We start from the raw sequence: 17,350 nt of genomic DNA on the forward strand, positions 1-17,350 counted from the left end.
GGCGAACCGGCTCCGGGCCGTATGGGGGCAGGCCTGATCAGTCACGCGGCCTGCAGCCCCGGCAGCGACAGATCGGCTTCCTCCGGCAAGTCGCCGGCCATCGCGGCAGCGAACCTGGTCTGGTCGAGTTCCCCTTCCCAGCGCGCCACGACCACGGTCGCCACCGCATTGCCGATGAAGTTGGTCAGCGCCCGGCATTCCGACATGAAGCGGTCGACGCCGAGGATCAGCGCCATGCCGGCGACCGGCACTGCCGGCACGACCGAGAGCGTCGCGGCCAGCGTGATGAAGCCGGCGCCGGTGATGCCGGCGGCGCCCTTGGAGCTCAGCATGGCGACGGCGAGCAGCAGGATCTGGTCGCCGAGGGTGAGCGGCGTGTCGGTCGCCTGGGCGATGAACAGCGCGGCCAGCGTCATGTAGATATTGGTGCCGTCGAGGTTGAAGGAATAGCCAGTCGGGACGACCAGCCCGACCACCGAGCGGTTGCAGCCGGCGCGCTCCATCTTGGCCATCAGGCCCGGCAGTGCCGCTTCCGAGGACGAGGTGCCGAGCACCAGCAGCAGCTCTTCCTTGACGTAGCGGATCAGCGCCAGGATCGAGAAGCCGTTGTAGCGGGCGACCGCGCCCAGCACCACCAGCACGAACAGCAGCGACGTCAGGTAGAATGTGCCGATCAGCATGGCGAGGTTGGCGATCGAGCCGATGCCGTATTTGCCGATGGTGAAGGCCATGGCGCCGAAAGCGCCGATCGGCGCGGCCTTCATCAGGATGGCGACGAGGCGGAAGATCGGCGTGGTCAACGCCTGCAGGAAATCGACGACCGGGCGGCCGCGATCGCCGACCGCGGCAAGAGCGAGCCCGAACAGCACCGAAAAGAACAGCACCTGCAGGATGTCGCCCTTTGCGAAAGCTCCGGTGATCGTGTCGGGGATGATGTTCATCAGGAAACCGACGATGCTGGTGTCGTGCGCTTTTTCGGTGTAGGTCGCCACCTTTGTGGCATCGAGCGTGGCCGGATCGATATGCATGCCGGCGCCCGGCTGGACGACGTTCGAGACTACGAGGCCGACGACAAGCGCCAGCGTCGAGAATGCCAGGAAGTAGATCATCGCCTTGCCGGCGACGCGGCCCACCTTCTGCAGATCGGAAACGCCGGCGATGCCGGTCGCCACCGTCAGGAAGATCACCGGCGCGATCACCATCTTCACCAGCTTGATGAAAGCGTCGCCGAACGGCTTCATCGCCTCACCGGTTTCGGGATAGAAGTGGCCGAGCAGCACGCCGGCGGCGATCGCCGCCAGCACCTGCACATAGAGATGCCGGTAGAACGGAAGTTTGCCGCGCGGCGCGGCGGCAGCGAATGCTGTCTGCATGACGTCCTCCATTGTGCTCCGATCGAAAGCTCGACCTCCCGGAGCGTTTGCATTTGACCCCCAGCAGCCTCGTGACCGCTGAAGTCGTGTTTGCAACTGCCGTGCCAAGTGCGCGGAAAAGAGCCTCTCCCTTTGATTTTATTGAGTATTCCAGAACTGGCAGTTCGTCTCGCACACACACAAAGTGCGGATGTTCGCATGGTCGAATTGTGCTTTGTGCGAAATCATGCACAAATGGGCGATGCTGCAACGACCCGCCGCTGCCTTGCCGTCGACGCCCGAGCAACTCGGCAGGCGAGCGCGCCGTGCCTGGCTGCTGTTTGCGGTAATCGCCCTTGCGACGGCCACGGCCGCACTTTACGGCGCCGGTCTCTATGGCCGCATCACCGAGCTCGGGACACTGACGGCGCAGGGCCGCACCGACGCCAATCTGAAGGTCGCGCTATTGCGCGCCGTTCTGGAAAGCCCGCGCGCCCTGCCCCTGCTTTTGTCGGAAGACCAGCAGGTGCGCGACGCGCTGGCGCAGAAAAGTGCTGCTGCAATCGATGTGCTGAATCGCAAGCTTGAAGGGCTGGTCTCCGGCACCAAGGCCTCGGTGCTCTATGTCATCGGCAGCGACGGACTGGCGATCGCCTCCAGCAACTGGCGCGACCCGATCAGCTTTGTCGGCAACGACTACCGGTTCCGCGACTATTTCTCCGCGGCGATGCAATCTGGAACCGCCGAATATTTCGCGCTCGGCAATGTCAGCAAACGCCCAGGCCTCTACATCTCGCGACGCGTCGGCGATGCTGCCGCACCGCTCGGCGTCGTCGTCGTCAAGGCGGAGTTCGATCAGCTCGAAGCCGACTGGCACGAGGTGAACCGCCCGGCCTATGTCAGCGACGAGCGCGGTATCGTCCTGATCACCAGCGTGCGGTCCTGGCGCTTCATGACGACGGCGCCGCTTGCCGGGCCTGATCGTGCCGCGATCCAGAACAGCCAGCAGTTCGGCGATGCACCGCTGATGCCGTTGCCGATCACGCGCCCGCAGGCGCTCAGCCCGGACACATCCATCGTCCACGCGGTGACGCCCGGCGGCAGCGACGCGGAATATCTGAGACTTTCAGCCCCGGTTCCTTCGACCCCCTGGCGCCTCGACTATCTCGTCCCGGCCGAGGCGCCGATCGCCGCCGCGGCCCGTGAAATGCGGCTCCTTGCGCTCGGCGTCTTGGTCCCGTTGCTCGGCCTTGCTGCGTATCTGTTGTGGCGCCGGCAGTCGGGACAAATGCGGATCGCCGCCGAACAGGCGGCGCGCACCGAACTCGAGCGCCGCGTCGTCGAACGAACCGAGGATCTGAGCCGTGCCCGCGATCGGCTGCAGGCGGAGATATCAGACCATCGCAGCACGGAAGCCAAGCTGCAGGTGGTGCAGCAGGATCTGGTCCAGGCCAACCGCCTCGCCATCCTCGGCCAGGTCGCCGCCGGCGTCGCCCATGAGATCAACCAGCCGGTTGCCACCATACGCGCCTATGCCGACAACGCCCGCGTCTTCCTCGACAGGAAGCAGACCGCGCCCGCCGAGGAAAACCTCGGCGCCATCGCAGCATTGACCGAGCGCATCGGCACCATCACCGAAGAATTGAAGGCCTTTGCCCGCAAGGGCCGCACCGCCGCCGAGCCTGTCGCATTGCGCGGTGTCATCGAGGGCGCCGTCGTGCTGTTGAGAAGCCGCTTTGCCGGCCGGCTCGACGCACTGGCGATCGACCTGCCACCGCCGAGCCTCAAGGTCATGGGCAACCGGGTCCGGCTCGAACAGGTGCTGATCAACCTCTTCCAGAACGCGCTTGAAGCGCTGGACGGCCGCAACGACGCTCATGTGCGGGTTTCGGTCGAGGAGACCGCGGACGGCGTGATGGTCGGCGTGTCCGATAACGGGCCTGGCATTCCGCCAGGGATTCTCAAATCGCTGTTCACGCCGTTCAATACATCCAAGGAAAAAGGCCTCGGTCTTGGCCTTGTCATCTCGAAGGATATCGTCGCCGACTACGGCGGATGCATCGAGGTTTCGAGCGACGGCAGCGGCACCCGCTTCGCCATCCATCTCTTGAAAGCAGCATAGTGGCCAAGGCAGCATGACGAACGACGACGCAGCGCCGGTCATCTTGGTCGATGACGACAGCGATCTCCTCAAGGCTACCGCGCAGACGCTGGAGCTTGCCGGCTTTTCGGTCTCGGCTTTTTCGGTGGCGGCCGAGGCGCTGGCCAGGCTCGACACCGGTTTTGCCGGCGTGGTGGTGTCGGATATCCGCATGCCTGAGATTGACGGCTTGCAGCTTTTCAACCGCATCCTGCGGCTGGACCCGAACATCCCGGTCATCCTCGTCACCGGGCATGGCGACATCGCGGTTGCCGTCAAGGCGATCAAGGACGGCGCCTACGACTTCATCACAAAACCCTTCGCCGCCGACCGGCTGGTGCAGAGCGTGCGCCGCGCCGCGGAAAAGCGCCGCCTGGTGATGGAGAACCGCGCCTTGCGCGAGGCGGCCGGAGAGGCGCAGGACGGCCTGCCGCTGATCGGCCAGACGCCGGCGATGGAAAGGCTGCGCCGCACGCTGCGCCAGATCGCCGACACCGATGTCGACGTGCTGGTGACCGGCGAAACCGGTTCCGGCAAGGAAGTGGTGGCCAGCCTTTTGCATCGCTGGAGTCGCCGCGCCAAGGGCAATTTCGTCGCGCTGAATTGCGGCACGCTGCCCGAGACGGTCATCGAGAGCGAATTGTTCGGCCACGAGGCCGGCGCCTTCACCGGGGCGCAGAAGAAGCGGATCGGCCGTATCGAGCACGCCAGCGGCGGCACGCTGTTCCTCGATGAGATCGAAAGCATGCCGGTCTCGACACAGGTGCAGATGCTGCGCGTGCTGGAAATGCGCGAGGTCACCCCGCTTGGCACCAACGAAATGCGGCCGGTCGACCTGCGCGTCGTTGCGGCCGCCAAGGTCGATCTCGGCGATCCGCGCCAGCGCGGCGCTTTCCGCGAGGATCTCTATTACCGGCTCAACGTGGTGACGATCTCCATTCCGCCGCTGCGCGAGCGCCGCGACGACGTCGCCCTGCTGTTCTTCTACTTCGCCGAGCGCGCCGCCGCCCGCTTCCGGCGTCCGCTGCCGGCGGTGCCGGCCGCGGTGCACCGCCATCTGAGCGACCATGACTGGCCTGGCAATGTACGCGAGCTCGCGCATTTCGCCGAACGCTTCGTGCTTGGACTGGAAGAAGACGCAGGAGTGGCATCCCCTGCCCCAGCCCAGCCGGATGCCGCCATGAAACTGCCGGAACGGCTGGAGCGCTACGAGGCCGACATCATCCGCGAGACGCTTAACCGCAACGAGGGCGACGTCAGGCGCACGATCGAAGCGCTGGGGATTCCGCGCAAGACCTTTTATGACAAGCTGCAGCGCCACGGCATCGTGCGCAGCGAGTTTTCGAGGTAAGGGGGTGCCGGCAGGCGGGCGCTGCCCAGGGGGCGGCCAGATCATCCCTGCCCGTTCGGCGCCACTCGATGACCGGTTCACGGGCGCAACCAGTGATTGCTCTCTGAAATCGGTTGATTAGAATGCGGCCACGCGTCGCTTGCGGCGCCAGGGCTTCGATTGCTGGGGTGGTGAAATTGGTTCGACTGTGGCTCAAGTCTTCGGGGTGGGCGCTGACCGCCGCAATCGTCCTGACGGTTTCGACCTTCCCGGCCTTCGCAGCCAGCAGCGATTGCGTCAGCGATGACGAGGTCGAGCCGACCGTGCGGATCGCCGCCTGCACGCGCATGATCGAGGATACGACGGAGCCGGCCGACGATCGACAAACCGCGTATGGCAAGCGTGGCAACGCTCTGGTGGAACTTGGTGACCACGACCGCGCCATGGCCGATTTTGATCAGGCGATCAGCCTCGATCCGAACCAGGCCAGAGGCTACAATGGTCGAGGCTGGGTCTGGTTCAGCAGGGGCGACTATGACCGCGCTATTGCAGACTACAACACTGCGATCAAGCTCGAACCGAAAAAGGCCGCGATCTATGTCAATCGAGGACTTGTCTGGAAAAGCAAGGGCGACCTCGACCGTGCTATGGCCGATTTTGACCACGCGACCCGTCTCGATCCGAAGCTCGCCAGTGCCTACATCGGTAGAGGCATAGCGGCGGCCGGCAACGGGGACTTTGACCGGGCCATCGCCGACTATAGTCAAGCGATGGCCCTCGATCCCAAGAATACGCTCGCATATTCTAACCGAGGCCTCTCTTGGGCCGCCAAGGGCAACGAGGCGCTTGCGATAGCCGATTGCTCACACGCAATCAGCCTCAGCCCGAACGTCGGCCACACCTATGGAGACCGGGGGCTCGTGGAGTTGCTTTTCGGCTCGCTTGCGAAAGCACAGGCCGACATCGAAAAAGCTGCGGCGCTCGAGCCTGGAAATGCCTACGTCGCGATTTGGAGACACATCCTGGAGCGCAGCAGCCGCGATGACGGCCATTTGCGTGAAGCAGCCAAGACGCTCGACATGACGAACTGGCCGGCACCGGTGGTAGATATGTTTCTTGGTGAACAAACCCCCGCCGAGGTACTCGCAGCGGCTGGCGGAGCGAGCATGGCCACGAAAATCGTACAGCGCTGTGAGGCGAATTTTTTCGTCGCCGAGTTCAACCGACTACAGGGACACACCGAAGGCGCATTGCCGCTTTACCGGCGCGCGGCCAGCGAATGCCCTCAGGACCACATCGAGCGCCATCTCGCCGCCGCCAGATTACGTGCGCTGGACGTTATGCCGTGACAGAAGAATGAGTCCCAGCCGAGACTTGGGATCGGAAAGACAGACGCATCTCCTGCAAGGCGCGCAAGCGCATTGAAGTCCGGGCCGTGGTGCTTGCCCGGCACATTCTGTCACATTGGTTCAGGCTTGGCCGCCCATCTGTCAGGATGATCGCGCGACCAATTACAGTATTCGCGGCCCTGCGCTAGACTGAGCAACCGCAACCGGGCGCACGTCCATGATTGTCCAGACCTGCATCAATGGCGCGCGCAGCGCCGATTTCCATCCGCAGCTGCCGCTTGACGCGGACGCCATGGCGCGTGACGGCGCGTCCTGCGTGGCCGCCGGTGCGGCCGAGCTGCATGTCCATGCACGCGGGCTCGACGGCCGCGAAAACCTTGCCCCGGCGACAATGGACCGTACCATCCTGACGCTGCGCCGAGCCTGCCCGGGCACGCTGATCGGCGTGTCGACCGGCGCCTGGATCGAGAACGACGACGAGCGGACGCTTGCGGCGATCGCCGGCTGGAGCGAGCTGCCTGACTACGCCTCGGTCAATCTGAGCGAGAAGGCCGCGCCCGAGGTCATGCAAAGCCTGCGGCAGCGCGGCATCGGTATCGAGGCCGGGCTCGCCTCCGTCGCTGATGCCGAGCGCCTGGTCCGCCTCGACCATGGCAACCAGGTGCTGCGCATCCTGATCGAGATTTCCGAGCAGGCGCTGGACGAGGCGCTGGAAGCCTGCGACGGCATCGCCGCCGTGCTCGACCGCGCCGGACTCCGTCGCGCCATCCTGCTGCACGGTGCCGACGCCACGGTGTGGCCGTTCGTGCACCGGGCGGCGGAACGCAACTGGTCGACGCGCGTCGGGCTGGAAGACGGCAAGGCGCTTCCGGACGGCACTACGGCATCCGGCAATGCCGCACTGACGGCTGCTGCGGTTGCGATCTTCCGGGCCGGTCGTTGATTCATCCCGTAGGCTTCGGGCGCCTTGCCGATCTTCTCGGGATGCTGCGTCAGGCCACGTCCCGCAAAGTCGAACGCGGCGTAGCCGATTTCGCGGTTGCGCGATCCTCGTGAAGCGCGAACCCTGCTGCGCCCGGGTCGCCCAGCTCAGAGCGGAGCTGCATGCTCGGGATGTGGTAGTCGCCGCCATTCTGCTGCCGGTAGGGAATGGGCCGGGTTGTCTCGAGCGTCCGCATCCTTTCGCGCAGGCGCTCCGCGACAGGCTCGAAATCGGCCTCCCCAAAACGATCCACTCTGTAGACGACGAACGGCGGAAGCACGTCGTAGCCCGGATAGTAAAGGATCCCGTGATTGATCGGGAACAGCAGGTCGTCGATCGGGCCGTTGACGCCGCGGGCGGAGTAATGCTCCTCCCAGCCGCCGGCGGTCACGATCAGCATCGCGCGCTTGCCGGCGAGCGTTCCCTCGCCAAAGCGGTCACCCCACCGCTTGTCGCTATGCTCGCCGACACCATAGGCGAAGCCGTAGGCGTAGACCCGGTCGACCCAGCCCTTGAGGATTGCCGGCATGGCATACCACCACAGCGGGAACTGGAGGATCAGTGTGTCGGCCCACAGCAGCTTGTCGATCTCTGCTTTAACATCTTCGGTTAGCGTGTTGGTCGCAAAAGCATTTTTGGATGCCACAGCCGGCAGGAAGCGTTCTTCGGGCGGCCACGACGGAAAATCGGCACGGTCCACCTCGGATTTCCAGCCATCGGCATAGAGGTCCGATATCAGCACTTCATGGCCCTGGGCCTCGAGTTCTCTGATGGCGACGTCACGCAGTGCTCCGTTGAGCGAACGCGGTTCAGGATGAGCAAAAACAAGCAGGACTTTCATGGGGCCACTCCGATGAAGGATGATGGCACTGAAGGTAGCTAGGCCAGAGATGATCCGCTACATCTTAGCAATGCATAAGATTATGCCGAATAATGGATAGATCTGATGTGACCCTCGAGCGCATGCGCACCTTCGTTCGCGTCGCCGAGCGCGGCAGCCTGTCGGCGGTGGCGCGCGAGCTCGGGGTTGGGCAGTCGACGGTCACGCGGCATTTGCGCGAGCTCGAAGACGCCGTCGGGGTGCCCTTGCTCAGCAGGACCACCCGGCGTGTCACGATGACCGATGAAGGCAGCCGTTACTATGCCGACAGCGTTCAGATCCTGCGCCTCGTCGAGCAGGCCGGCGACGAGGCACGGGGCACGCGCGGCGCGTCGGCCGGCACGATCCGGATATCCTGCACGGCGGCGCTCGGGGTCTTGCACGTAAGCCGGCTGATCTTCGCCTTTCAGGACCGCTACCCCGACATCGGGGTCGATCTCAGCCTCACCGACGAGCGCATCGACCTTGTGCGGGAGGGCGTCGACGTCGCGCTTCGCCTCGGTCCGCTCACCGACAGCTCGATGAAACTGCGGGCGCTCGGCCAGTCCCGGCGTCTGCTGGTGGCGGCGCCCGCCTATCTGGCGGCGCGGGGCAGACCGGCCGTCCCACAGGACCTGCCTGGCCACGAAGGCATCCGGATGTCGAACATCGCGGGAAGCGACACGCTCGCCCTGGAGGGGCCGGGCGGCGAACGCCACGCGGTGCCTTTTGGCGGCCGGTTTCGGGTCGACCATGGGCTTGCCGTGCGCGAAGCCCTCGTCGCCGGGCGCGGTATTGCACCTGCCCATCACTGGCTTGTCGACGATCTCCTCGCCGCCGGCCGGCTGGAAGTGATCCTGCCGGACTACGCCCCGCCTCCCATTCCGCTGAGCATGCTGATCGTCCCGGAGCGCGCCGGCATTGCCAGGGTCCGGCTGCTGGTCGATTTTCTCGCCGAGCGGATCGGCGGCATTCCAGGGATCGAGAAACCGCGTTAGTCGGCATGCCCTCGGTCGGCTGCGGCTGGCAAAACCCTTCTGTCTTCCAGGATGCGGCCTTGTTGACGGCGCCGAACGCTCTTGCGATGTAAAAAGATACACCCTAAGCTGTTTTCATATCAGAAAGAAAATTCGATAAATTCTTTCCATTTATGAAAGCCTGAGTTTTTGCGGGAACATCTCGATCAGACCGACCGGCGACTGGTCAAGCTGCTGTCGCAGGATGCGCAGCTTGGCGTCAATCGCCTCGCCGAGAAGATGGCCGTCTCGGTGCCCACGGTGCGCATGCGGCTGCGCAACCTGCTTGACCGCAACCTGCTCAAGATCGTCGGGCTGCTCAACCTGACCGAGCGCCCAGAATTGATCTCGGCGATCGTCGGCATCAATGCGCAGGGGCGCGGCCGCGCCCGGGAACTGGCGCAGCGCATTGCCGAACTGCCTTTCGTGAACTCGGCCTCCGTGGTCACCGGACGCTTCGACATTATCGTCGACGTGACGGTGGCCGGCGATGTCGCCGATCTCTATCGCGTCACCAGCGAGCTGATCCCCGGCGCCGGCGAGCCGGGGGAAGTCGTGCGCAGCGAGACGTTCGTCGTCATGGCCTCCTGCAACAAATGGGTCAGCCTGCCGGAAGGCTGCTGGTCGGACGAGAGCAAGCGCGACGAAATTGGGCGCGACGAAACTGGGCGCGACGAAACTGGGCGAAAGGAAATACCATGAAGATCGCGGTTCTCGGCGGCCTCGGCCTGCAAGGCCGGGCGGCGATCGCCGATCTCGTCGCCAGCGCCGATGTCGAAGAGGTCGTCTGCGTCGATACTGCGCCGAATGGGGCAGCCCGGCTTGGCGGCCTGACCGACCTTGCCCGCGTGCGTTTCGTCGTGCCCGAAGGCGCGATCGCCCCTGTGTTGGCGAATGTGCTGGCGGGTGTCGACGCCGCCATCGATCTGTTGCCGCAGCCGCTGATGCGCGAGGCGGTGCAGGCCGCGATCACGACGCGCACGCCGCTGGTCACCACCAATTACGGCAAGACGATCGCCGACCTTGCCCCCGCAGCGGAAGCGGCCGGCGTTTCGATCATGACCGAATGCGGGCTCGACCCCGGCATCGACCTTGTGCTCTACGCGCGCGCCGCAAGGCAGTTCGACGCCATCACCGCGATCGATTCCTATTGCGGCGGTATCCCCGAGCCGAAGGCGATGGCCAAGCCGCTGTGCTACAAGGTGAGCTGGAATTTTGACATGGTTCTGATGAGCCAGAACCGCGACAGCGTGCTGGTCGAGAACGGCAAGCGGGTCGATGTGCCGGCCGGCCAGCAACATGAAAATCGCTTTATCCACGAGATCGAGATCGCGGGGCTCGGCAGGCTGGAAGCCTTCCCCAATGGCGACGCGCCGCATTATGCCGGCATGCTTGCCGCCGCCAAGGGGTTGCAGCGCTCCGGCCGCTATTCGTTGCGCTGGCCGGGTTGGTCGGCGTTCTGGGCGCCGCTGAAGGAGCTTGGCTTCCTTTCCGAAGACAAGGTGCCCGGCGTTGGCGCCAGCCCACGCGAATTTCTCGGCCGGCTGCTCGGCCCGCAACTGCAATACGGCGCCGGCGAGAAGGACCTTTGCGTGATGCGTAATGTCTTTACCGGCACCCAAGATGGCCGCCGCAAGACGATGATGTCGGACCTGGTCATCGAACGCGACCTCGCCTCCGGCCTGTTCGGCATGAGCCTCGGCGTCGGCTATCCCGCCAGCATCGTGGCGCAGATGCTGGCGCGGGGCGAAATTGCCGAGCCCGGCCTGCTCAACCCGCTGTTGCATGTGCCGGACGGCCGCTTTCTCGATGAACTGGCCAGACGCGGTATACGGGTATCCGAAACGATCGACTGGGACTGAAGGATTTTCGAACGGTGGTCGCCGCCGGCAACGGCGCTGCCGCTCAAAAAGCACCCCAAAGGGGTGGAACAACAAAGTGAAAATAACAAACGACAACAAGGAGGAATGCCCAATGACTATTGCCAAGCTTTTCATCGCCGGCCTTGCGCTCGCCGGTCTCACTGCCGCGGCCAGTGCCGGAACGCTCGACGAGATCACCAAGCGCGGCGAATTGCGCGTTGCCGTGCAGACGCAGGGACCGCCCTTCTCGCTGGTCGGCGCTGCCGGCGAGCGCACCGGCAGTTCGGTCGAGCTTGCCGAACTGATGGCCAAGGAAATGGGCGTCAAGATCACCTTTTTGGATTTCGATTGGGACGGCCTGATCCCGGCCCTTTTGTCGGGCAAGGCCGATCTTCTGGTCGCCGACATGACGCCGACGCTGGCGCGGGCGATGAAGGTCGCCTTCACCAAGCCTTACATGTATACCGGCAGCACCGTCTTCACCAAGGCCGACAGCAAGTTCAAATCCACCGAGGATTGCAAGGCCAAGGGCACCAAGATCGCCGTGCTGCTCGGCGCCACTGGCGAGAAGGAGGCCAAGAAGGCTTTCCCGGACGCCGACATCAAGAGCTACAAGGGCGGCGGCCCGCTGCTGCTTGACGCCGTCAACAACGGCCAGGCGGATTGCGGCGTCAACGACGTCTCGGCGGTCAAGGGCCAGTCGACCGCCTACCCGGCCGGCAGCTTCACCATCATGCCGGACATGCTGTCGAAGGAGCCGCTGGCCTTCGCCACGCGCTATGACGAGCAGGACCTGCTGACCTGGATGAACCTGTTCCTCGATCAGGTCAGCCTCGACGGCCGCCTGCAGAAGAACCTCGACTACTGGGTTAATTCAGACGACTGGAAGAAGGATCACTGAGCATAGTGAATAGTGAATAGTGAGTAGTAAATCGCTACTCGCTATTCGCTAATCCCTATTCACCATTCACTAATCCCTATTCACCATTCACTATTCACCATTCACCGCCCCACCCATGCTCGAAAATTTCAACTTCCGCACCATTGTCGAATATCTGCCCCTGTTCGGGCAGGGCCTCGTCACGACCGTGTGGCTGTCTGTCCTCGCCTTTGCCGGGGCGCTCGCCGTCGGCATCGTGCTCGCCGCCATGAACCTTCAGCGCGGCTGGCTGTTCCGCATTCCGGCCAAGGCCTATATCGACGCGGTGCGCGCCACGCCCTTGCTGGCGCAGCTTTATTTCCTCTATTTCGGCCTGCCGCGGCTCGGCATCATCCTGCCTGAGCTCGTCGTCGGCATCCTTGCTTTGTCGCTGAACAGCGGCGCCTATGTCGCCGAGATCATCCGCGCCGGCATTCTGTCGATCCCGCGCGGCCAGGTCGAGGCCGGCGTCGCGTCGGGGATGACCTATGTCCAGCGCATGCGTCTGGTCATCCTGCCGCAGGCGTTCAAGGTGACGATCCCGCCGCTACTCGGCCAGGCGATCGTGCTGGTCAAGGATTCCGCTCTGCTGTCGCTGATCGCGGTCGCCGAACTGACGCGCGCCGGGCAATTGCTCGCCTCCGACCGCTTCATGCCGGCGGAAGGTTTCATCACCATTGCCGCCTTCTACCTGCTGCTCTATTACGGGCTAAAGGGACTGGCGGCACTGTCCGGGCGCTGGCTCGGCCTCGCGGGGGCACGGACATGATCTGGCAGCAGCTGCAAAGCCTCGCCGGCAGCTATCCCCTCGCCCTGCGCGGCCTCGGCATGACCGTGATGCTGTCGCTGGTCAGCCTGGTGCTGGGCACGCTGATCGGCTTTGGCCTCGGCATCCTGCGGACCGGCGGCAACCGGCTGATCAGCGGCGTGATCGGCGCCTGGGTCGACCTGATCCGCGGCACGCCGTTCCTGGTGCAGATCTTCCTGATCTTCTTCATCTTGCCTGAACTCGGCATCGAGCTCGACGCCTTCACCGCCGGCATCATCGCGCTGACCAATCTGGCCGCCTGCTTCATCTGCGAGATCGTCGTCGCCGGCATCCGCTCGGTGCCGACCGGCCAGGTCGAGGCGGCGCTGGCGTCCGGCCTGTCGCGCTGGCAGCGCATGCGCCAGGTGGTGCTGCCGCAGGCGATGCGCATCGTGCTGCCGCCGCTGGTCGGGCAATATGTGCTGCTGATCAAGGATTCCTCTGTCGTTTCGGCTATCGGGCTCACCGACCTCACCCGCGTCGGCTGGCTGGTGGTGCAACGCGTGCCGAACGGCCTGCTGGTCTTCTTCCTCGTCGGCCTCGGCTATTTCATCGTCTGTTATCCGCTGATCCTGCTGGCGCGCCGGCTTGAGCAGCGCATGGGTGCGGCCCATGGCGAGGTGCAGTTGTGACGTTGAACCTCAGCAAAAATGGTACCGGCATGATCGAGTTTCGCGGCGTCAACAAATGGTTCGGCACGCTCAATGTGCTGAAAGACATCACGCTCAGCGTCGAGCCACGCGAAGTGGTCGTTGTCTGCGGCCCGAGCGGCTCGGGCAAGAGCACGCTGATCCGCTGCATTAACGGGCTGGAGACGATCCGCGACGGCGACCTGGTGGTCGACGGCCAGCGCCTCGGCGACCCCGCCACCAACATGACGCGGCTGCGCACCGAGATCGGCTTCGTCTTCCAGTCCTTCAACCTCTACCCGCACAAGACAGCGCTCGAGAACGTGACGCTGGCGCCGATCCATGTCCGCAAGATCCCGCGCGCCGAGGCCGAGAAGGCCGGGCGCGAGCTGCTTGCCAAGGTCGGCCTTGCCGACAAGGTCAATGCCTATCCCGCACAACTCTCCGGCGGCCAGCAGCAGCGCGTCGCGATCGCCCGCTGCCTCGGTATGCGCCCCAAGATCATGCTGTTCGACGAGCCGACCTCGGCGCTCGATCCAGAGATGATCTCGGAAGTGCTCGACGTCATGGTCGCTGTCGCCGAGGAGGGCATGACCATGATGGTGGTGACCCACGAAATGGGCTTTGCCCGCAAGGTCGCCCAGCGCGTGGTGTTCATGGATGCCGGCGCGATCGTCGAGAGCGGCACGCCGGATGAATTCTTCTCGCACCCCAAGACCGACCGCAGCCGCGCCTTCCTGAGCAAGATTCTGCGGCATTAGAGTCAAAACTCAACCAGCTGGCTGTCGCCAATGGCCGAGACGGGTGGGATGCTGCCATTCGTCTCGTCGATGGGAACGAGCAATTAGCGCCATGTTCAGACATTCGCGGTGCTTCTCCAGAGCGGACGTTAGCTCATCGGTAGGGGGCGACCTGCGGACCATGCCTGATGGTAGATGTAGGGAACGGCGTGACCCCCTGCGATGAAGCGGCGGTAGGCCGCCGCTCCGAATTTGAGCGGCCCTTCCGGCAACGCTATAATTGACCGGCAGGGGACGCCTCCCCGTTCGCAATCCAAATAGACGTCTTTCAGCTGATTGATTGGCATGTCAGCGTGAGCGAGCGCGAGGGACTTAACAACTGACACGATCATTTTGAGATCCTCCCCAGTTCCCGTCGGTCAACATTCAGTCCTTGGGGTCGCAGGTGTAGTGCCGTTCTAAGGTCCCGTCCGCGCGCCGCTGCTTGTCGAAGCCGCGATGTAAGGCTCGATCGCGCGCTCGTGGACCAGCCAAAGGGGATCTCGGCCGAGGCGTAGCTACTGCCGGCGGCCAACCGTTTCGGGATCGAGGCCGAAGCGATCCTGGTGCGCTCGATCATCGTGCCGGCCGCGCCTGCCTCCGCATGACGGATGGCGCGGCTTCGCAAAGCGCACATGATTTCGTCACGTGAGATGCCGATGTCGCCAAGAACGTCATAGGGTAAACGGCTCAACTGGTCCGTTGCCGACAAGAGAGCTTTTCGCTCGGCGCGGAGGCGTAACCACCTGCGAAATGGACCGATGGCGGCAGCATGAATTATAACCATGATCAGATCATACCTTCATTGATCTGAATTGACCGGTACGGAACGGCGCGAACGGCACTCCGGGCGAGAGCTTCAGCCGTCCGCGAGGCAAGTTAGGCGTAGTGGTCGATGGATTGGTTTTGCCGCGGCGTGCCCATACGGCGGGCGGTGGCTGGCCCCGGGCCACGCATGTAATAAAGCTCCGGGCGGTAGCGCGGCGCGACGAATTTGCGAAACCCCGCAGCAAGTTTTGTGACGGGAGCCAAGAATTTCATGACTGTTCCCTTTCCTTTCGCCGGCTTGCGCACGAACCGGCGGGCCTGACGTTGCAACAAGGATATGACAGTCGAACCAGGCTCGGCTGTGGGAATTCCCACACCGGGGAAAACATTGGCGAAATCCGCTCCCAGTTTGCATCCCGGAAAGCGGGCCTGCGGCCATCAAATTTCCTTGGATAGGGAGTAAGGTGAAGTACACTTGATTGAACAAGAGACCGTTGTGACAAGCTCTCTGGCCTTCATCTCAAGACTTTGCGATGCCGACCTCGCCGCGCTGACCAAACGGTGGCACGAGCGCAGCTATCGACACAACGAGCTGATCATTTCCCACGGCGACACTGGTCGCGATGTTTTCTTCCTGCTGGAAGGACGGGCTCGCGTGACACTGGTTTCAGCGGACGGCAGGGAGATAGCGTATCGCGATGTCGAACCGGGTGACATTTTCGGGGAGCTCGGAGGCATTGACGGGATTGCACGCTCTGCCAGCGTAGTCGCGCTGGAGGCAACCCGCGCTGCACGGCTGTCCGGCACAGCATTCCGGGATATCGTGATGACCCACCCGACTTTTGCCTGGATGCTGCTTGAGCATCTGTCTGCCCAGCTCCGGCGCATGACCGAGCGGGTATTCGAATACAGCACTCTGGTCGTGCGAAAACGGCTGATCGTCGAGCTCCTGCATCGGGCGGAGAAAGCCGCACTCGTGGACGGCGAGGTGTCCATAAGCCCGGCACCGACGCATTCCGAGCTGGCGGCAACGATGAGCACGCACAGGGAAGCGGTCTCGCGCGAAATGAGCGACCTCGCCAAGAGAGGCCTGATCGAAAAGCGCGGCAGCAGGTTATTGCTGCATGACGTCTCGGCACTACGGGCGCTGGTCGACAAGAAGGAATAGCGAAGGCTGTCGCTGCGGCGGGGGGCAGCGCACGTTTCATACTCCTCGGCCGCAAGTGATTATTCCTTCCGGCAAACCGGGCAACCTAGCGTGCCAGCGCGCGGGTCGGGCTTTGATCGCTTCACCCTTGCAAGAATCATGACTCGGCTTCTTAAAAGTTCTCCGAACGAAGGGCAGACAAGGATTGAACTCGGTCGTTCAGAGTGATTGGATTCTGCCCTGGTCTGGAAAGACCCGGCCGGCGTCTTCAGCCGAATGTCGCCAGAGGCTCAGTGCGAACCTCAACCCACTTGCCGTCCTAGTTGGCCTGCTAGCCGGCCTGCCTGCATCCCTCAGAGCGTCGCCAGCCGCGAATTTGTCATGGCCGTTCCATAGGCTTGCCGCAGCGTCCGCTTCTCCTCCAGCGCAATGATGACGCTTGTGGCAAAATCCGTCTTGTACATGACGGCGAGCCGTGTCAGCCCGCCTGGCGTGAAGACGTTGATCTCCAGAAGCTTGTCCCCGACGATGTCGAGCCCAACCAGAAACATGCCGTCATTGATCAATTTGGGGCGCACCATCTCGGCAATGCCCAACATCGTGCCTGTTACCTTGACTTTGCGGGCTGTTCCGGCGGCATGGATATTGGACCGGACGTCGCCCTTGGCTGGAAGGCGGCGAAAGGCTGCGTAATTGCCGTCCCGCACCAGCGGCAGACCGTTCATCAGGAAAAGACGCACGTCACCAGCCTTGGCCTCCGGAATGTAGACCTGCGCGATGAGATAGCCGTCACCGCTGGCCGCTTCGAAAATCTGGTTGAGGTTGGAATCGGTGGGCGTTGCAATATGGAAGACGTTCTTGCCACCCGATCCTTGGAGTGGCTTGACGATGCAGCCCTTCGAGTGTTTGTCGATAAATGCGCGGATCTCGGTAATGCTGCGCGATATCAGGGTAGCCGGCCTGACCGCCTCGGGAAAAGACTGAAGGTAGAGCTTGCTCTGCGCCTGTCCCAGGCCATCCGGATCGTTGACGACAATCGCGCCGCGAGCCGCCGCGAGCCGCCCGAACATAACGCCTGCGTTGGCGGCCCATGGCCGATCGGTGGCGTCCAGCGATGGATCGTTGCGCAGAAACACAATGTCGATATCGCTTATCGCCAAAGTCTTTTTCTGCTTCGCTGCATCCTTCAGGGCAGCATGCAGTCTGTCGGACGTCTTGTAGGAAGCATCCGGCAGAACCGCTACGCTGACAGCCAGACCGTCATCCGGACGCAGTATGAAGTCGCCTGGTTCAACATAGACAACGGAATGGCCGCGCTGGACGGCGGCCAGCGCCAACGCTGTCGTCGTGTAGGCGGGCGTCTCGCTCTCAATGGAATTGACAAAGAACGCAATGCGCATCGAGGAGACT

At 63.5% G+C, this 17,350-nt stretch carries 16 protein-coding genes; 12 read left to right on the forward strand and 4 right to left on the reverse strand.

The window, feature by feature from the left end:
* Positions 1–41: 41 nt before the first annotated feature.
* Positions 42–1,373 carry a dicarboxylate/amino acid:cation symporter gene (locus AC0L2V_RS18730; protein ID WP_027155097.1) on the reverse strand — a complete coding sequence of 444 codons (1,332 nt, stop codon included), beginning with the start codon at positions 1,371–1,373 and terminating at the stop codon, positions 42–44.
* Positions 1,374–1,614: 241 nt separating this feature from the next.
* Here AC0L2V_RS18730 and AC0L2V_RS18735 point away from each other — a divergent pair, with 241 nt between their 5' ends.
* The 4 genes from AC0L2V_RS18735 (at position 1,615) to AC0L2V_RS18750 (ending at position 7,114) form a co-directional block, all read left to right on the forward strand.
* A complete protein-coding gene (locus AC0L2V_RS18735) occupies positions 1,615–3,474 on the forward strand; it encodes a sensor histidine kinase (RefSeq protein WP_473520866.1) in 1,860 nt (619 codons plus the stop codon).
* Between the two features lie 13 nt (positions 3,475–3,487).
* Positions 3,488–4,843: a sigma-54-dependent transcriptional regulator gene (locus AC0L2V_RS18740; RefSeq protein ID WP_473520867.1), complete on the forward strand. Its 1,356-nt coding sequence runs from the start codon at positions 3,488–3,490 to the stop codon at positions 4,841–4,843.
* Positions 4,844–5,019: 176 nt separating this feature from the next.
* Positions 5,020–6,171 carry a tetratricopeptide repeat protein gene (locus tag AC0L2V_RS18745; RefSeq protein WP_473520868.1) on the forward strand — a complete coding sequence of 384 codons (1,152 nt, stop codon included), beginning with the start codon at positions 5,020–5,022 and terminating at the stop codon, positions 6,169–6,171.
* A gap of 217 nt (positions 6,172–6,388) precedes the next feature.
* Positions 6,389–7,114 (forward strand): 3-keto-5-aminohexanoate cleavage protein, encoded by a 726-nt coding sequence (locus AC0L2V_RS18750; protein ID WP_473520869.1) that lies wholly within the window; start codon positions 6,389–6,391, stop codon positions 7,112–7,114.
* Between the two features lie 49 nt (positions 7,115–7,163).
* Here the strand turns inward: AC0L2V_RS18750 and AC0L2V_RS18755 are convergent, their stop codons facing one another.
* A complete protein-coding gene (locus AC0L2V_RS18755; RefSeq protein ID WP_473520870.1) occupies positions 7,164–7,994 on the reverse strand; it encodes an NAD(P)H-dependent oxidoreductase in 831 nt (276 codons plus the stop codon).
* 92 nt (positions 7,995–8,086) lie between these two features.
* Between AC0L2V_RS18755 and AC0L2V_RS18760 the strand changes: the two genes are divergently transcribed.
* The 7 genes from AC0L2V_RS18760 to AC0L2V_RS18790 all read left to right on the forward strand — a co-directional run bounded on the left by AC0L2V_RS18760 (position 8,087) and on the right by AC0L2V_RS18790 (position 14,007).
* On the forward strand, positions 8,087–9,010 hold the full coding sequence (locus AC0L2V_RS18760) for a LysR family transcriptional regulator (RefSeq protein ID WP_473510458.1): 924 nt from the start codon (positions 8,087–8,089) through the stop codon (positions 9,008–9,010).
* A 168-nt stretch (positions 9,011–9,178) separates the two neighbouring features.
* Positions 9,179–9,730 (forward strand): Lrp/AsnC family transcriptional regulator, encoded by a 552-nt coding sequence (locus AC0L2V_RS18765; protein ID WP_473510456.1) that lies wholly within the window; start codon positions 9,179–9,181, stop codon positions 9,728–9,730.
* Complete coding sequence (locus AC0L2V_RS18770; protein WP_473510454.1) at positions 9,727–10,890, forward strand: saccharopine dehydrogenase family protein; 1,164 nt, start codon at positions 9,727–9,729, stop codon at positions 10,888–10,890. The genes AC0L2V_RS18765 and AC0L2V_RS18770 overlap by 4 nt, the downstream gene beginning before the upstream one ends.
* 112 nt (positions 10,891–11,002) lie before the next feature.
* A complete protein-coding gene (locus tag AC0L2V_RS18775; RefSeq protein ID WP_473494880.1) occupies positions 11,003–11,791 on the forward strand; it encodes an ABC transporter substrate-binding protein in 789 nt (262 codons plus the stop codon).
* 115 nt (positions 11,792–11,906) lie between these two features.
* On the forward strand, positions 11,907–12,578 hold the full coding sequence (locus AC0L2V_RS18780; RefSeq protein WP_473494879.1) for an amino acid ABC transporter permease: 672 nt from the start codon (positions 11,907–11,909) through the stop codon (positions 12,576–12,578).
* Positions 12,575–13,249 (forward strand): amino acid ABC transporter permease, encoded by a 675-nt coding sequence (locus AC0L2V_RS18785; protein WP_287054546.1) that lies wholly within the window; start codon positions 12,575–12,577, stop codon positions 13,247–13,249. Before AC0L2V_RS18780 ends, AC0L2V_RS18785 begins: the two co-directional genes overlap by 4 nt.
* Positions 13,250–13,278: 29 nt before the next feature.
* Positions 13,279–14,007 (forward strand): amino acid ABC transporter ATP-binding protein, encoded by a 729-nt coding sequence (locus tag AC0L2V_RS18790; protein ID WP_287203663.1) that lies wholly within the window; start codon positions 13,279–13,281, stop codon positions 14,005–14,007.
* Between the two features lie 897 nt (positions 14,008–14,904).
* Here the strand turns inward: AC0L2V_RS18790 and AC0L2V_RS18795 are convergent.
* On the reverse strand, positions 14,905–15,066 hold the full coding sequence (locus AC0L2V_RS18795; protein WP_167522729.1) for a hypothetical protein: 162 nt from the start codon (positions 15,064–15,066) through the stop codon (positions 14,905–14,907).
* A 223-nt stretch (positions 15,067–15,289) separates the two neighbouring features.
* Between AC0L2V_RS18795 and AC0L2V_RS18800 the strand changes: the two genes are divergently transcribed.
* Positions 15,290–15,961: a Crp/Fnr family transcriptional regulator gene (locus AC0L2V_RS18800; protein ID WP_473510451.1), complete on the forward strand. Its 672-nt coding sequence runs from the start codon at positions 15,290–15,292 to the stop codon at positions 15,959–15,961.
* 332 nt (positions 15,962–16,293) lie between these two features.
* Here the strand turns inward: AC0L2V_RS18800 and AC0L2V_RS18805 are convergent, their stop codons facing one another.
* A complete protein-coding gene (locus tag AC0L2V_RS18805; RefSeq protein ID WP_287174071.1) occupies positions 16,294–17,340 on the reverse strand; it encodes a glutathione synthetase in 1,047 nt (348 codons plus the stop codon).
* Positions 17,341–17,350 lie beyond the last annotated feature (10 nt).

This window comes from Mesorhizobium sp. WSM4814 (assembly GCF_055811595.1).

Coding starts and splice junctions, on each gene's coding strand:
- AC0L2V_RS18730 (WP_027155097.1), bottom strand. CDS start 1,373: ATGCAGACAGCATTCGCTGCCGCCGCGCCGCGCGGCAAACTTCCGTTC.
- AC0L2V_RS18735 (WP_473520866.1), top strand. CDS start 1,615: ATGCTGCAACGACCCGCCGCTGCCTTGCCGTCGACGCCCGAGCAACTC.
- AC0L2V_RS18740 (WP_473520867.1), top strand. CDS start 3,488: ATGACGAACGACGACGCAGCGCCGGTCATCTTGGTCGATGACGACAGC.
- AC0L2V_RS18750 (WP_473520869.1), top strand. CDS start 6,389: ATGATTGTCCAGACCTGCATCAATGGCGCGCGCAGCGCCGATTTCCAT.
- AC0L2V_RS18755 (WP_473520870.1), bottom strand. CDS start 7,994: ATGAAAGTCCTGCTTGTTTTTGCTCATCCTGAACCGCGTTCGCTCAAC.
- AC0L2V_RS18760 (WP_473510458.1), top strand. CDS start 8,087: ATGGATAGATCTGATGTGACCCTCGAGCGCATGCGCACCTTCGTTCGC.
- AC0L2V_RS18770 (WP_473510454.1), top strand. CDS start 9,727: ATGAAGATCGCGGTTCTCGGCGGCCTCGGCCTGCAAGGCCGGGCGGCG.
- AC0L2V_RS18775 (WP_473494880.1), top strand. CDS start 11,003: ATGACTATTGCCAAGCTTTTCATCGCCGGCCTTGCGCTCGCCGGTCTC.
- AC0L2V_RS18780 (WP_473494879.1), top strand. CDS start 11,907: ATGCTCGAAAATTTCAACTTCCGCACCATTGTCGAATATCTGCCCCTG.
- AC0L2V_RS18785 (WP_287054546.1), top strand. CDS start 12,575: ATGATCTGGCAGCAGCTGCAAAGCCTCGCCGGCAGCTATCCCCTCGCC.
- AC0L2V_RS18790 (WP_287203663.1), top strand. CDS start 13,279: ATGATCGAGTTTCGCGGCGTCAACAAATGGTTCGGCACGCTCAATGTG.
- AC0L2V_RS18795 (WP_167522729.1), bottom strand. CDS start 15,066: ATGAAATTCTTGGCTCCCGTCACAAAACTTGCTGCGGGGTTTCGCAAA.
- AC0L2V_RS18805 (WP_287174071.1), bottom strand. CDS start 17,340: ATGCGCATTGCGTTCTTTGTCAATTCCATTGAGAGCGAGACGCCCGCC.